Source organism: Streptomyces sp. NPDC058534 (genome assembly GCF_042717365.1).
Taxonomy (GTDB): domain Bacteria; phylum Actinomycetota; class Actinomycetes; order Streptomycetales; family Streptomycetaceae; genus Streptomyces.
The window spans coordinates 53,464-67,165 of record NZ_JBHXNW010000027.1 but is presented as its reverse complement, the minus strand read 5'-3'; the positions used below and the strand labels follow the sequence as shown (position 1 = coordinate 67,165).

The following is a 13,702-nucleotide window of genomic DNA, read 5'->3' as shown; positions in this document are numbered from 1 at the left end:
GCCGGGAGTTGCCGCTCCCGGCCGTACGCCTGCGGCGGCTACTCGATCTCGCGCATCATCTTCTCCATCGAACCGACCGCGAGCCGGGTCTGCGTCAGCTCGTCCAGGGTCTGCCGCTGCTCCTCCGCCGTGCGGCGCTGCAGCTCCACGGTGTCCTCCAGGAGCCGCGCGTACCTCGTGGCGAGCTCCTTGTACTGCTCCTCGCGCGCCGCCAGCATCCGGGCCCGCCAGGTGGCCGCGACCTGCCAGACGATCACGATCATCAGACCGAAGAACCCGGCCGCGCCCACGGCACCGACCAGGACCCCCAGTTCCTCGGCTCCTGCGGCGAGAGTCACCACGTACTCGTTCACTTCGCTTCCTCTTTCGCGGTCCGGCCGGCGGTCCGGTCGGGGTCGGTGGTCTCGGTGAGCGTCGCGGCCGCCTGCGCGACGACGCGCGGGGTGAGTTCGTAGAGGAACGGGGTGACGTCGTAGTACTTCATCGACTTGCCGTCCTCTCCGACCTCCAGCGTGCCGACGACCAGCCCCGCGGCTTCCAGCCGTTGCAGGTGCATGTGCAGCAGCGGACGGCCCATGCCGATCAGCCGGGCCAGCGCGCTGACGTAGTTCCGGCTCTCCAGGAGCGCCGCGACGATCCGCATGCGGTGCGGGTTGCCGAGTGCGGAGAGCACCTTGAGCAGCTCGTCGCCGGTCGGTGCCGGAGGTGGGGCCTCGGGCATCGCGGCCCCTTTCCGTCGTACCTGTCAGTGAAGGCTGACAGGGGGCGCGGAGACCTGTCAAAGATTCCTGACACATCTCGGGGACATCTCGGGGACGGATGAGGGACGGATGGGGGACGGATAAGGGATGTCTCGGGGGTGGGTCAGGGATATAAGATCCACCGCGCGGCATCGCGTGTCGGTCACCGTCCGGGTGAGGCATGGAGGCGCCGCGGAGATGCCCGTGGAGGCATTGACCCGTGTCAGTCGAGTTCAACCACACCATCGTTCTCTCCCGCGACCGGGAGCGGTCCGCGCACTTCCTCGCCGGAATCCTGGGCCTGGAGGTCGGCGAGCCGGCCGGAATGTTCCTGCCCGTGACGACCGCCAACGGCGTCACCCTCGATTTCGCCACCGTCGACATCGACATCCCCGTGCAGCACTACGCGTTCCTTGTCGCCGAGGACGACTTCGACGCGATCCTCGCCCGGCTCGTGGCGGACGGGGTTCCCGTCCAGGCCGACCCGCCCGGCCGGCACCCGCGCCGGATCAACCGCAACGACGGCGGTCGGGGCGTGTACTTCACCGACCCGTCCGGGCACGGCATGGAAGCCTTCACCCGCCCCTACGGGAGCGACCCGTCCTCGCCGTTGAACGGCGTCACGGAGGACGTGCCCGGGGCCCGCTGAACCGGCCCGTTGTCAGTCCCCCTCCGCATACTGGTGGCCTCAGGGAGCCGGATGTGCCGGATGTGAGGGGGATGGGGCGTGCGGACGGTGTACAGAGGTGAACTGCCGGTCGTCCAGGGGCGGTTCCACGTGGACAGCCGCCGGGACCCGTACGGCCCGGGGCCGTCGGAGGCCTGCGCCGGGCAGACCAACGGTCTGTGCGGCGCGGCCGTCCCGGGCTGTCTCCTGCTGGATACGGGGCCGTGCACCGGGAGGGTCGGCCTGACCGTCGAGGTGCACCGCGCGGCGCCGCCCCTCGACGACGGCTGGGAGGAGGTCGTGGAGGCGTCCTTCCGGCCGGTCTCCCCGTCGACGGCCGTCCTGCCCTGCGGACACGCGGCGCTGTGCGAGGTGGACCTGCCGCCGGCCGACCACCGGGTGCGCTACTGCGGGCGCGGCCTGGACCGGGGTGAGGCGGCCGACCTCCGCGCCACCGCGGCTGCCGGGCCCGTCGGTCACTACCTGCTCCAGTTCTGGCCGGCCCCGCCCGCCGCGGACCTGGTCGTCCGGCAGACCTCGCGCAGCGCCCGGGACCGGCACCGGTACGCCCGCGCGCTGCCCGCTCCCCGGTGCGGGGCGCCGACCGAGCGTGAGCGTGCCGAGGTCCGCTCCTGGGGCGGCCGACTGCCCAGCCGCCGGGTGCGCGAGGTCGGCGCCGACGCGCGCGGGCTCGTACCGCTGAACCGGGACCTCCTCGACGCCGTCGACGCGGCGTGTCCGGCCACGCAGCGAAGTCTCGCGCGGTGGGCGGCGCACCGTGCCCTCACCGCGGCGGGACTTGCCGACCTCGACTGGATCGCGGCCGCGCTGGCCGCGCTGGACCAGGGGGAGCCCCTGCCGGCCCCGTTCGACGACCCCTGCCAGGTCTGGGACCGCTTCTTCACCGACGAGCGCATAGCCGCCGCCGCACCGGACACGTCCACCGGCTGCCAGGGCAACCCCCTACGACGGACCATGGCCCTACCTGCGCTGCGCGCCGCCGCCGACCCGGACCCACTGCGCGCCGCACTCGGCGCCGTCTTCGCGGCGGCGGTCGCGTACGGCTCCGACTGTCCGGCGTTGTTCGCGGCGGCGCGGCGGGAGTTCCCGGTGCTGGGGCGGGCTGTGCCGCCGGGTTAGGGGTGTTGGTTGCCGGGGCGCGAGTTCGAGGTTGGCCGGATTTGTGTGCGGTGTTCGGTGCCGTCGTTGTGGTTGCGGTCGCGCATGGCTCCGACCGTTCGGCGTTGTTCGCGGTGGCGCGTCGGGAGTTCCCGGTGCTGGGGCGGGCTGTGCCGCCGAGCTGGGTGAAACAGTTGCCGGGTCCGGTCCCGGGCCGGAGCTGCCGCGTGCCGCGCTCAGTGGCGTCTTCACGGTCGCGGTCGCGCCGGCTCCGGGTGTTCGGCCCTGTTCGGGGTGACCTGCCGGAAGTTGCCGGTCCTCGGCCGGGCTACGCCGCCGGGCCCGCGGCACCGGTTGCCGGGTCCGGGTCCGGATCCGCGCTCGAGTTCGGGTCCGAGGCCGAGTCAGAGCCCTGGCCCGACCCAGGGCCGTGGCCGCGGTCACGGCGTGGCAGCAGCAGGGGGGTCGCCAAGAGCAGGACGCCCGCCAGGGCGACCGCCGTGCGTAGGCCGGTCAGGGACGCCAGGAGGCCCCACAGGGCGGTCAGTGCCGCGGTCGTCAGCTTGCCGCTGATCGTCCAGGCGGTCAGGGTGCGGGCGACCCGGTCCGGCGGGGCCAGTTCCAGTCGACGCGTGGCGAACACCGGGTTGTACACCCCCACCGAGGTGATCAGCGCGAACTCGACGGCCATCACCAGGACCAGCCCCGGCACACCCGGGCCGACGAAGGCCAGCCCCACCGGCCAGCACACGCGCAGCACCCCGCTGGTGACCAGCACCCGGTGCTCCCCGAAGCGCGCCACGAGCGGGCCGGCCAGCCGGGAGCCGATCAGGCCGCCGACGCACGGCACCGCGAAGGCGAGCCCGTACTGCCAGGGCGCGAAGCCCAGATCGCCCAGCATGAGGACGGCCAGCAGCGGCGCGGTCGCCATGATGAGGCCGTTGACCAGGACCGTGTTGAAGAACAGCGGACGCAGTCCGGGCGAGGTGAGGACGAACCGCCAGCCCTCCAGCAGGTCTCGGGACCGCATCCGGTCAGGGGCGGTGTGCTTCGGGAGCGGTTCCCCGCCGCCGATCGCACGGATGCCCAGTGCCGACAGCAGGTAGCTGACCGCGTCGACCGCCACCGTCACCACGGGGCCGAAGAGACCGATGGCGGCCCCGCCCACCGGCGGCCCGAACATCGTCGCGGTCCAACTCGTCGCCTCGAAGCGGCCGTTCGCGGTCAGCAGGTCCTCCCGCCGCACCAGCGACTTGAGACAGGAGCCGGCGGCCGCCCTGAACGTGATGTCGGCCGCGGCGACGACGACCGACACGACCAGCAACTGGGCGAAGCCGAGCCGCCCGAACGCGAACGCGACCGGCACGGTCAGCAGCACCGCGCACCGGATCAGATCCGTCGCGATCATGACCGGCCGCTTGCGCCGGAACTCCACCCACGGTCCCAGCGGCACCGCCACCACCGCGCCCACCGCGAGACCGGCCGCCGCCAGCGCCGCCACCTGGGCCGGCCCCGCGTCCAGCACCAGGACCGCGATCAGCGGGAAGGCGTCGAAGGCGAGCCGCGTACCGAAGGTGCTGACGGCGTACGCGGCCCACAGCCACCCGAACCGCCGCCCCAGCGACCTGCCGCCCGTCACACCCGATTCCGTCACGCCCGACATCCAACCGAGCGGACGCCCCCGGATCAAACAACCGACTGCCAAGCTCACACAACCGAACGTTGTGGCGCGAAGCCGGTGGGTCGGGCGTCCGACGCACCGGCTACCGCGCCAGCAGCCTCCGCAGCGCCCCCGTGACCTCCCCGGGCGCCTCCTCCGCCATGAAGTGCCCGCAGTCGACCGTGTCGTGCGACAGGTCCGGCGCCCAGGCACGCCACAACGCGGCGGCGTCGTAACCGAGGGCCGCGCCCCAGTCCTGCTGGAGCACGGTCACCGGCATCCGCAGCCGGCCGCCGCGCTCCCGGTCGGCCCGGTCGTGCTCGACGTCGATGCCGGCCGAGGCCCGGTAGTCGGCCACGATGGAGGGCACCGCCTCGCGGGACGCCTTGAGGTACGCGGCGCGGACGTCGGCGGGCAGAGCCCTCGGGTCGCGGGTCCAGACGTCGAGGAAGTGACCGAAGAACGCGTCCGGCGCGGCGCCGATGAGCTGCTCCGGCAGTCCCGGCGGCTGCGCCATCAGATACAGGTGGAAGCCGACCGCGGCCGTGGTGCCGTGCAGGACGTCCCACATGTCGAGGGTCGGCAGCACGTCCAGCGCGGCCAGGTGCGTCACCGCGTCCGGATGGTCGAGCCCGGCCCGTACCGCGACGAGCGCGCCCCGGTCGTGCCCCGCCAGCGCGAACCGCTCGTGCCCGAGTGCCCGGGCGAGGGCGACGACGTCGGCGGCCATGGTCCGCTTGGAGTAGGCGGTGCCGTCGGGATCGGACGGCTTGTCGCTGGCGCCGTAGCCGCGCAGGTCGGGGCAGATGACCGTGTGGTCGGCCGCGAGGTCGGCGGCGACGTGCCGCCACATCAGATGGGTCTGCGGGAAGCCGTGCAGCAGTATCACCGGGCTGCCGGAGCCGCCGACGGCCACCTGCAGGGCGACACCGTCGGCGACCGTGACGCGGTCGTGGGTGAAGTCGGGGATGGTCGGTGTCATGGCTGTGCCGTACCTCTCTTCTGTCGTACATCGCGGCACCTGTCGTACGTCGTGTCTTCCGACGTACGTCGTGCCGGTGACTGCCTCCGAGCCTGCCGGGCCCGGATCAGCAACCGATCAGCACGCGTACCGTGGTGCTCGCACGGGCGGGGCGGATCGGAACGGACGGAACATGGACGCGGTCACGTTCGGTGTGCTCGGACCGGTCACGGCCGAGCGCGGCGGCGACCCGCTCGCCCTCAAGGGCCCCCGGCACCGCGCCGTACTGGCCCGCCTGGTCCTGGCCCGCCGGCGGACCGTCCCCGTCGCCCGCCTGGTCGAGGACCTGTGGGAGGCACCCCCGCCGCGGGCCGTGGGAGCGGTGCGCACCTTCGTCGGGGACCTGCGCCGCGCCCTGGAACCCGACCGCCCGCCACGCACCCCGGCCCGGCTGCTGGTCACCGAAGGCCCCGGGTACGCCCTGCGCGCCGCACCCGACGCCGTGGACGCCTGGCGCTTCGAGACGGCCGTCACCGAGGCCGACCGGGGACCCACCGCGCAGGCCCCGGGGCGGCTCCGGGCGGCGTTGGAGGAGTGGCGGGGTCCCGCGTACGCCGAGTTCAGCGGGGCGGAGTGGGCCCGCGGCGAGCGCTCCCGGCTCACCGAACTGCGGCTGCGCGCCGTGGAACGCCGGGCGGAACTGCTCGTGGACCTCGGCCGGGCCGCCGAGGCCGTCCCCGACCTGGACGCCCACCTCACCGGGCACCCCTGGCGCGAGGAGGCCTGGCGCCTGCTCGCCCTGGCCCTGTACCGGACCGGCCGTCAGGGGGACGCCCTCGCCGTGCTGCGCCGGGCCCGTGGCCGGCTGGCCGGACATCTCGGCCTCGACCCCGGCCCCCGGCTGCGCCGCCTGGAGGCCCGGATCCTCGCCCAGGACCCGGAACTGGACCCGCCCGGTGAACCGGCGGACGCGGCGGCCCGGTTGTGGGCGGCGGCGACCGAGGCGTACGACCGCACCGTCGCCGCCGGCGCGCACGCCCGTCTGGAGTCGACCGTCGGCCTGCTGCGCACCCTCGCGGTCACCGGCGGCGGCGGTCTCGAGGCTGCCCGGGAGCACCGGACGGCGGCGATCGCGGCGGCCGAGGAGACGGGCGACGCGGAGCTGACCGCCCGGGTGATCGGCGCCTACGACGTCCCCGCCAACTGGACCCGCAGCGACGACCCCGAACGCGCCCGCCGGATCGTCGAGGCGGCCGAACGCACCCTCGCCGCCCTGCCCCGGGACGCCACCGGCGACGCCGCACGCTGCCGCCTGCTGGCCACCGTCGCACTGGAGTCCCGGGGCGTACGGTCCGAGCGCGGGCCGCGCGCGGCGGCCGAGGCCGAGCGCATCGCCCGCCGCCTGGACGACCCCGCGCTGCTCGCCTTCGCCCTCAACGGCGTCTTCATGCAGTCCTGTACCAGAGCCGGACTGGCCCCGCGCCGCGACGCCCTCGGCGCCGAACTCGTCGCCCTCGGTACCCGGCACGGCCTGGTCAACCACACCGTCCTCGGCCACCTGATCCGCCTCCAGGCCCGCTCGGCCCTCGCCGACCTCACCGCCGCCGACGAGCAGGCCACGGCCGTGGACCGCCTGGCCGCACGGCACGACCGGCCGTTGGTGGCCGTCTTCACCGACTGGTACCGGGCCCTGCGTCTGGCCGCCACGGGCAGCCCGTACGACACCGCGGCGGCCGCCTACCGCTCCGCCGCCACCCGGCTCGACGGCGCGGGCATGCCCGGCCTCGAACGAGGACTGCTGCCCCTCGCCCTGCTCGGCCTGCGCCTTGCCCACGGCCGGCCGGCCGACGTGGACCCGGGCGCGGACTGGGGGCCGTACCGCCCGTGGGCCGAGCCGTTCGCCCTCCTCGCCGACGGCCGCACCGCCGAGGCCCGGACGGCACTCGCCGCCCTGACGCAGCCGCCGCCCGACCTCCTGTACGAGGCACTGTGCTGCGCCGAGGCCGCGCTCGCCCTCCGACTCGGCGACCGCGCGGCCCTGGAGCGCACCCACGAACGGCTGCTGCCCGCGTCCGGCGAACTCGCGGGCGCGGGCAGCGGACTGCTCACCTTCGGGCCGGTCGACGACTGGCTCGCGGCGATCAGGCGGGCGCCGGCGTCAGGGGGATCGGCGTGAACATCGCGGGTTCCTCGTCGGGGGTCAGCGCGGTGGGGCCGTACACCCAGTCCGTGAAGCCGTAGTCGTGGACGTCCCGCTCCCGCAGGACCGCGTTGCGCCGCAGTCGCCGCTCGCCGTCCAGGTGCCACAGTTCGCCCCAGGCACGGGCGGTGGACTGCACCCGTCGGCAGTGCTCCACGCGCACCGCCTCGTACGAGGCGAGCACCGCGTCCCAGTCAGGGCCGGCCGCGGACGCGTGCCGGGCCACGTGCCGGGCGAGCACCCAGCCGTCCTCGATCGCCATGACCGCGCCCTGCGCCATGTACTGGAGTGGGGGGGTGCGCGGCGTCGCCGAGCAGCGCGATCCGGCCGTGCACCCAGGTCTCGACGGGGTCCCGGTCGAGCATCTGCCACCAGCGGTCCCGCCACATCAGCGGGATGCCCTTGCGGACCGTGTCGCAGGTGGCGTCGAAGGCCGCGTCCAGCTCGTCCGGCGTGCCCCAGTCCTCCTGTCCGGCCAGCGCCTTGGGCGACTCGAACACGGCGACCTGGTTGAACATCACCCCGCCGCGCAGCGCGTACTGCACGAAGTGGCAGCGCGGGCCGACGTAGACGGTGACGTCCTTCTCCGCGACGCCGTTGCCGCGCACCTCGTCGATCGGGACGGCCGCGCGGTAGGCGACGTAGCCGGAGCTGACCACGTCGTCGCCGACCAGTTGCCGGCGGGCCACCGAGTGCAGCCCGTCGGCGGCGATCACGAGCGGCGCCTCCTCGGTGCGGCCGTCCGCCAGACGCACCCGGGCACCCCCGTCGGTGTGCTCGTAGGCCACCACCGCGCGGTCGGTCAGCAGCTCGACACCGGCGGCGCGGCAGGCGCGCAGGAAGAGGCCGTGCAGGTCGCTGCGGTGGATGACCAGGTACGGGAAGCCGTAGTGCCGCTCCAGATCCCGCAGGTCGAGCCGGGTCAGCCGGCCTGCGGCAGGAAGTCGCCGCGCCGCATCGCGACCGGATCGCCGCCGACGACCGTCCACACGCCCGCGCCCTCGACGACGAAGCGGAACGCGTGCTGGGTGTGCCGGTGTTCGGGCGCGTCCTCGCCCGGCATCAGGTACTGGACGGCCGCCCAGAGGGTGGGTGTGGCGAACGGGCGTCCGCCCAGCGAGGGGTTGGCCGGCGCGATGGCCCGGCGCTCACCTCCGCGCCCGACCGGCACGATGTCACCGGCCCGCGCGGTCAGCTCGCGCAGCCGCTCCCAGCGCCACAGGTGCGGTACGGCGCGGGAGCGCGGGTGGGAGGGCATGAGGTCGCCGATCTCGGTCCACAGCGGGACGAGCAGCTCCTGTTCGAACCCCCGGTACAGCTCCTCCAGCGCCGGGGTGACCTCGGGCTGGTCGGCCGCGGAGACGGCGTGGAGGCGGACGGGGGAGCTGTCGGTGCCGGGGGAGGAGCCGGTGGCGGGGTCCGGGGAGTCGGTCTCTGCGGTGAGGGAGGAAGTCACCGCTTCAGCGTGCGTCCCGTCCACAAGGCGGACATGTAGATTCTGGAGTGCAGAATCGAACGCGAAGGTCCGGAGGCCGCCCCGTGGACAAGCCGCTCAAGAACCCGCCGGCGTACGCCATCGCCAGCGTCGACCACGCCCTGCGCGCCGCCACGATGCTCCAGCTGGAGGGCGCGCTGACCGTCTCGGAGATCGCCGAGCGGCTGGGCGTGGCCCGCTCGACCGCCCACCGGCTGCTGGCCATGCTCGTCTACCGGGACTTCGCCGTACGGGACGACCACCGCGTCTACCACGCCGGACCCGTCCTGGAGCTGGCCGCGCACTCCCGCTCCCAGGTCTCCCTGCTGCGCGCCGCCGCGCTGCCCCACCTGCGCCGGCTCGTGGACCTCCTGGACGAGACGGCGAACCTGACCATCCGCACCCGCGACACCGCCCGTTTCATCGCGAGCGAGGAGTGCGCGCGGGCGCTGCGCGTCGGCTCCCGCGAGGGCATGGTCTTCCCCGCCCACCGCACGACGGCCGGCCTGCTGCTGCTCGCCGAACTGACCGACGGGGAACTGGCCGACGTGTTCGCGCCCGAGCGCTACCGCGACCGGCCCGGCGACCGCCCCGACCTCGGCGCGCTGCGCACCGAACTGGACCGCGTCGCCCGCAGCGGCTTCGCCGTGAACCGGGAACGCTCCGAGCGGGGCCTGGTCGCCGTCGGCGTCCCGGTGCGCGACGAGAACGGCAGGGCCGTGGCGGGCCTGTCGGTGTCGATGCCGAGCGTGCGCTACGACCCGCGCGGCCTGCGCTCCCTGGTCGCGACGCTCGAAGCGGCCGCGCGGGCCCTGGAGGCGGATCTCGCGGCGGGACGCTGACGCACGGACCGCCGAGGCCTCGCGGCCCGCCGTGGGCCGGTTGCCCGGATCCGCGTCGGGTACCCGGTGCGCATGAAGTGGCAGCAGGTGCAGGACGGTCCGTCCGCGGTGTACGTGGTGGTGCTGGACGCCGGCGAGGACGCGGTCGCCGAACTCGGCGCCTTCGCCCGCGACCGGTCGCTCGGAGCGTCCCAGGTGACCGCCGTGGGCGCCTTCTCCGAGGCGGTCGTCGGCTGGTTCGACCGGCGGGCGAAGGTCTACCGGCGCATCCCGGTGGAGGAACAGTGCGAGGTCCTGTCCCTGATCGGCGACGTCGCCGTCGCCGACCACGGACCCACCCCGCACCTGCACGCCGTACTCGGCCTCTCCGACGGCTCCACCCGCGGAGGGCACCTGCTGTCCGGCCGGGTCTGGCCGACGCTGGAGGTCGTCGTGCGGGACAGCCCGGCCGAACTGGCCAAGACCCACCACCCCGACATCGGCCTGGCCCTGATCGACCCGGGCCGTACGGAACCCCGTAGCGACACCCGGGAGGCGCGATCATGACACGGCGCATCCGAGACGTGATGTCACCGGCCGCGGTGGCCGTCGAGCCCATGACGACGGTGGCGCGGGCCGCCCGGCTGATGCGGGAGGAGAACGTCGGCGACGTCCTGGTGACCTACGACTGCGACCTGTTCGGCGTGCTCACCGACCGCGACATCGTGATCCGCGGCGTCGCCGACGGCCGGGACCCCGACGAGACCACGGTCGGCGCGGTGTGCACGCCCCCGCCCGTCGTCACGCTCGATCCCGACGACACCACCGACCACGCCGCCGAACTGATGCGGCACCACGCCGTACGCCGGCTCCCCGTCGTCGAGCACGGCGGCGTCCCGGTCGGCGTGGTCACCCTCGGCGACCTCGCCACCGCCGACGACCCGCACTCCGCCTTGGCGGACATCAGCCGGGCCGCACCCGACCACTGACGTACCCCGGCGCCGGGACGCGACGGCACGGCGCCGGGCAGGGACGGAGGAAGCGACATGGCCCCCCTGGCACGAACCCCCGCGGCGGGCACGGGGGAGGACCGCCGCGCCACCGCCCGCACCGCGCGGCTGCGCAGCCGGATCCCGGAACCCGACGAGGAACCCGACCTGCTCGGCCAGTACCTGACCCAGATCGGCGCCACCCCACTGCTGACCGCCGAGGACGAGGTACGGCTGGCCGTACGCATCGAGGCCGGCGTCCGGGCCAGGGAGGAACTGGAGTCGGCCGACACCGGCGAACCGGCCCCCACGCCCGGAACGCGCCGCGCGCTGGAGGAGACCGTCCACGACGGCCGGGCGGCCAAGGACCACATGGTGCGGGCCAACCTGCGGCTCGTCGTGTCGATGGCCAAGCGCCACGCCCACCGCGGGCTGCCCCTCCTGGACGTCATCCAGGAGGGCAACCTCGGGCTGATCCGGGCCGTGGAGAAGTTCGACCACTCCAAGGGATTCAAGTTCTCCACGTACGCCACCTGGTGGATCCGCCAGGCCATCGAACGGGGCCTGGCGACGCACGCGCGCACGGTGCGGCTGCCGGTGCACGTCGTGGAGCAGCTCCAGAAGCTCGCCAAGGTCGAACGCAAGCTCCGCGGAGGGCTCGACCGCGAGCCCACCACCGAGGAGGTCGCCGCCGAGAGCGGCATCGACGTCGACAAGGTCGTCTGGCTGCGCCGGGTGGGGCGGGACGCGGTCAGCCTGGACACCCCGGTGGACGAGACCGGCGAGACCGTCGTCGGCGACCTCATCCCGGACACCGAGGTGCTGCGGGCCCCGGAGGTCGCCGAGTTCCAGGCGCTGGCGGCGGAGCTGCGGGAGGCCGTCGGCACCCTCGCACCCCGCGAGGCCCTGATCCTCAGCCTCCGCTACGGCCTGCACGACGGCCGCCCCCGCACCCTGCACCAGGTGGCCCAGCACGTGGGCCTCACCCGGGAACGCGTCCGCCAGCTGGAGAAGGCCTCGCTGGCCCATCTGCGCGCCCCCGAGACCCGGGACCGCCTGCTGGACTGGGCGAGCTGACCACACCGGTGCGCGGGCCGGACGCGCGGCCGGGTTGCCCTGGCCGCGTCCCGGAAACAACCTGACGGAGAACCCGTACGCGCTTCCCGTCCCCTCCCGCCCGCCCGAGGAGCACCGGTGAACGTCTCCCTCAGCGTCTGGCTGCTCACCGTCGCGGGCCTGTGCGTCCTCATCGCCGCCGACTTCTTCATCGGCCGCAAGCCGCACGACGTGTCGATCCGGGAGGCCGGGATCTGGACCGCCGTCTGGGTGGTCCTGGCCTGCCTGTTCGGTGTGGGGCTGATCCTGGTCGGCGGCGGCGGGCCGGGCGGCGAGTTCTTCGCCGGCTACATCACGGAGAAGTCGCTCAGCGTCGACAACCTCTTCGTCTTCGTCCTGATCATGGCGAAGTTCGCGGTGCCCTCGCAGTACCAGCAGCGGGTGCTGATGGTCGGCGTCCTCGTGGCCCTGGTGCTGCGCGCCGCGTTCATCGCGGCCGGCGCGGCGATCATCTCCGCATTCTCCTGGGTGTTCTACATCTTCGGCGCCTTCCTCATCTGGACCGCGTGGAAGCTGATCCAGGACGCCCGCAAGGGGGGGACCGCCGACAAGCACGAGGAGTACGAGGAGAACAAGCTGCTGAAGTCGATCGAGCGCCGCTTCGGTGTCGCCGACCGCTACCACGGCACCAAGCTGTGGGTGGAGGAGAACGGCCGGCGGGTCATGACGCCGATGCTGGTCGTGATGCTCGCCATCGGCTTCACCGACATCCTGTTCGCCCTGGACTCCATCCCCGCCATCTACGGGCTGACCCAGGATCCGTACATCGTGTTCACGGCCAACGCCTTCGCCCTGATGGGCCTGCGCCAGCTGTACTTCCTCATCGGCGGCCTGCTGAAGAAGCTGGTCCACCTCTCCTACGGGCTGTCGGTCATCCTCGGCTTCATCGGCGTCAAGCTGGTGCTGCACGCCCTGCACGAGTCCGGCGTGCACGTCCCCGAGATCAGCATCCCGTTCTCGCTCGGCTTCATCGTGCTCGTCCTCGCCATCACCACGGCGACGAGCCTGTGGGCCGCGAAGCGGCAGGAGCAGGAGTGACGGGCGTCCGCTCGGCGAGCTCCTGGGTGCCGAGGACCGTGAGCAGGGCGAGCCGTTCGGCGTCGGCGGTGTCCGGTTCGGCCGTGTAGACCATGATCCGCAGATCGTGGCCCGCCACACCCAGCACGTCGCAGTCCAGGGTGACCGGCCCGACCCGCGGATGCTCGACGGTCTTGCGGGCGGCGGCGTGATGTCCGACCGCGCCCGCCTCCCACAGCTTGGCGAACCGTGCGCTGCGGGCGCGCAGTTCCGCGACCAGCCGGGCGAGCCGGCGGTCGGCGGGATAGCGGCCGGTGGTCGCGCGCAGGTCCGAGACGAGCGCCGCCTCGAACACCCGGCGCTCCTCCGGCGAGTACCGCGCCCGGCCGCCCGGACCGACGAAGTTGCGCCACACACCGTTGCGTTCCGCGCCGCGCCACCGCGAGGCGTCGCCCATCAGCGCGGCGTACGGCGGGTTGGCGAGCAGCAGAGTCCAGGCCGCGTCGTACACCGCCACGGGAGTGCCGGCCAACCGGTCGAGCAGCCGGTGCACACTCGGCGGGATGTACGCCGGCACCGCCTCGGGCCCCGGCGGCACCAGGCCGGCCAGCCGGAACAGATGGGCGCGCTCCCCGGGCGGCAGCCGCAACGCCCGGACGAGCGCCTCGACGACCTGCGCCGACGGGTGGGCGGCCCGGCCCTGTTCCAGGCGGGTGACGTAGTCGACGGAGATACCGGCCAGCAGCGCCAGTTCCTCGCGCCGCAGACCGGCCGCGCGCCGGTGACCGCCCGCCGGCAGTCCGGCCGCCTCCGGGGAGACCCGGTCCCTGCGCAGCCGCAGCGCCCGCCCGAACTCCGTCGCCGTCATGCCCCCAGTGAACACGGCCGGCGTCCGGTCGTGAGTGGAACCCAGGGACCAAGAACACCAGAAAACAGGC

At 73.9% G+C, this 13,702-nt stretch carries 13 protein-coding genes and 2 pseudogenes; 8 read left to right on the top strand and 7 right to left on the bottom strand.

What is annotated here, in order from left to right; genetic code table 11:
- Positions 1–38: 38 nt before the first annotated feature.
- On the bottom strand, positions 39–353 hold the full coding sequence (locus tag ACFWR9_RS18535) for a hypothetical protein (RefSeq protein ID WP_383842993.1): 315 nt from the start codon (positions 351–353) through the stop codon (positions 39–41).
- A complete protein-coding gene (locus ACFWR9_RS18530; RefSeq protein WP_376352390.1) occupies positions 350–721 on the bottom strand; it encodes an ArsR/SmtB family transcription factor in 372 nt (123 codons plus the stop codon). The genes ACFWR9_RS18535 and ACFWR9_RS18530 overlap by 4 nt, the downstream gene beginning before the upstream one ends.
- Positions 722–960: 239 nt before the next feature.
- On the opposite strand from ACFWR9_RS18530, the gene ACFWR9_RS18525 reads away from it, so the two are divergent.
- Both ACFWR9_RS18525 and ACFWR9_RS18520 read left to right on the top strand, forming a co-directional pair.
- Positions 961–1,389, top strand: coding sequence for a VOC family protein (locus tag ACFWR9_RS18525; RefSeq protein WP_383842990.1), 429 nt, complete (start codon positions 961–963; stop codon positions 1,387–1,389).
- A 78-nt stretch (positions 1,390–1,467) separates the two neighbouring features.
- Positions 1,468–2,547: a hypothetical protein gene (locus tag ACFWR9_RS18520; protein WP_383842987.1), complete on the top strand. Its 1,080-nt coding sequence runs from the start codon at positions 1,468–1,470 to the stop codon at positions 2,545–2,547.
- Between the two features lie 307 nt (positions 2,548–2,854).
- Here ACFWR9_RS18520 and ACFWR9_RS18515 read toward each other — a convergent pair whose 3' ends face one another.
- Both ACFWR9_RS18515 and ACFWR9_RS18510 read right to left on the bottom strand, forming a co-directional pair.
- Complete coding sequence (locus tag ACFWR9_RS18515; RefSeq protein WP_383842984.1) at positions 2,855–4,189, bottom strand: MFS transporter; 1,335 nt, start codon at positions 4,187–4,189, stop codon at positions 2,855–2,857.
- 100 nt (positions 4,190–4,289) lie between these two features.
- Positions 4,290–5,168 carry an alpha/beta fold hydrolase gene (locus ACFWR9_RS18510; RefSeq protein ID WP_383842981.1) on the bottom strand — a complete coding sequence of 293 codons (879 nt, stop codon included), beginning with the start codon at positions 5,166–5,168 and terminating at the stop codon, positions 4,290–4,292.
- Positions 5,169–5,340: 172 nt separating this feature from the next.
- Here ACFWR9_RS18510 and ACFWR9_RS18505 point away from each other — a divergent pair, with 172 nt between their 5' ends.
- Complete coding sequence (locus tag ACFWR9_RS18505) at positions 5,341–7,323, top strand: BTAD domain-containing putative transcriptional regulator (protein ID WP_383842978.1); 1,983 nt, start codon at positions 5,341–5,343, stop codon at positions 7,321–7,323.
- Here ACFWR9_RS18505 and ACFWR9_RS18500 read toward each other — a convergent pair.
- Both ACFWR9_RS18500 and ACFWR9_RS18495 read right to left on the bottom strand, forming a co-directional pair.
- Positions 7,289–8,273 (bottom strand): annotated as a pseudogene (locus ACFWR9_RS18500) (FAD-dependent monooxygenase); the annotation flags it as partial. The gene ACFWR9_RS18505 and the pseudogene ACFWR9_RS18500 sit on opposite strands and share 35 nt — an antisense overlap.
- A pseudogene (locus ACFWR9_RS18495) lies at positions 8,273–8,674 on the bottom strand (cupin domain-containing protein); the annotation flags it as partial. The pseudogenes ACFWR9_RS18495 and ACFWR9_RS18500, both read right to left, overlap by 1 nt.
- A gap of 212 nt (positions 8,675–8,886) precedes the next feature.
- Here ACFWR9_RS18495 and ACFWR9_RS18490 point away from each other — a divergent pair.
- The 5 genes from ACFWR9_RS18490 (at position 8,887) to ACFWR9_RS18470 (ending at position 12,785) form a co-directional block, all read left to right on the top strand.
- On the top strand, positions 8,887–9,663 hold the full coding sequence (locus tag ACFWR9_RS18490; protein WP_383842975.1) for an IclR family transcriptional regulator: 777 nt from the start codon (positions 8,887–8,889) through the stop codon (positions 9,661–9,663).
- 72 nt (positions 9,664–9,735) lie between these two features.
- The gene (locus ACFWR9_RS18485; RefSeq protein WP_383842972.1) at positions 9,736–10,209 is read left to right on the top strand and encodes a PPC domain-containing DNA-binding protein; all 474 of its coding nucleotides are present in this window, start codon (positions 9,736–9,738) and stop codon (positions 10,207–10,209) included.
- Positions 10,206–10,631 carry a CBS domain-containing protein gene (locus ACFWR9_RS18480; RefSeq protein WP_383842969.1) on the top strand — a complete coding sequence of 142 codons (426 nt, stop codon included), beginning with the start codon at positions 10,206–10,208 and terminating at the stop codon, positions 10,629–10,631. The genes ACFWR9_RS18485 and ACFWR9_RS18480 overlap by 4 nt, the downstream gene beginning before the upstream one ends.
- A 57-nt stretch (positions 10,632–10,688) precedes the next feature.
- Positions 10,689–11,708: an RNA polymerase sigma factor RpoD/SigA gene (locus ACFWR9_RS18475; protein ID WP_383842966.1), complete on the top strand. Its 1,020-nt coding sequence runs from the start codon at positions 10,689–10,691 to the stop codon at positions 11,706–11,708.
- Between the two features lie 117 nt (positions 11,709–11,825).
- A complete protein-coding gene (locus ACFWR9_RS18470) occupies positions 11,826–12,785 on the top strand; it encodes a TerC family protein (protein ID WP_383842963.1) in 960 nt (319 codons plus the stop codon).
- Here ACFWR9_RS18470 and ACFWR9_RS18465 read toward each other — a convergent pair.
- Positions 12,736–13,632, bottom strand: coding sequence for a helix-turn-helix transcriptional regulator (locus ACFWR9_RS18465; RefSeq protein WP_383842961.1), 897 nt, complete (start codon positions 13,630–13,632; stop codon positions 12,736–12,738). The two genes, ACFWR9_RS18470 and ACFWR9_RS18465, sit on opposite strands and share 50 nt — an antisense overlap.
- Positions 13,633–13,702 lie beyond the last annotated feature (70 nt).

Excerpts from the sequence above, each read along its gene's own strand:
- ACFWR9_RS18530 (WP_376352390.1), bottom strand. The coding sequence starts at position 721 with ATGCCCGAGGCCCCACCTCCGGCACCGACCGGCGACGAGCTGCTCAAG.
- ACFWR9_RS18515 (WP_383842984.1), bottom strand. The coding sequence starts at position 4,189 with ATGTCGGGCGTGACGGAATCGGGTGTGACGGGCGGCAGGTCGCTGGGG.
- ACFWR9_RS18510 (WP_383842981.1), bottom strand. The coding sequence starts at position 5,168 with ATGACACCGACCATCCCCGACTTCACCCACGACCGCGTCACGGTCGCC.
- ACFWR9_RS18505 (WP_383842978.1), top strand. The coding sequence starts at position 5,341 with ATGGACGCGGTCACGTTCGGTGTGCTCGGACCGGTCACGGCCGAGCGC.
- ACFWR9_RS18485 (WP_383842972.1), top strand. The coding sequence starts at position 9,736 with ATGAAGTGGCAGCAGGTGCAGGACGGTCCGTCCGCGGTGTACGTGGTG.
- ACFWR9_RS18480 (WP_383842969.1), top strand. The coding sequence starts at position 10,206 with ATGACACGGCGCATCCGAGACGTGATGTCACCGGCCGCGGTGGCCGTC.
- ACFWR9_RS18475 (WP_383842966.1), top strand. The coding sequence starts at position 10,689 with ATGGCCCCCCTGGCACGAACCCCCGCGGCGGGCACGGGGGAGGACCGC.
- ACFWR9_RS18465 (WP_383842961.1), bottom strand. The coding sequence starts at position 13,632 with ATGACGGCGACGGAGTTCGGGCGGGCGCTGCGGCTGCGCAGGGACCGG.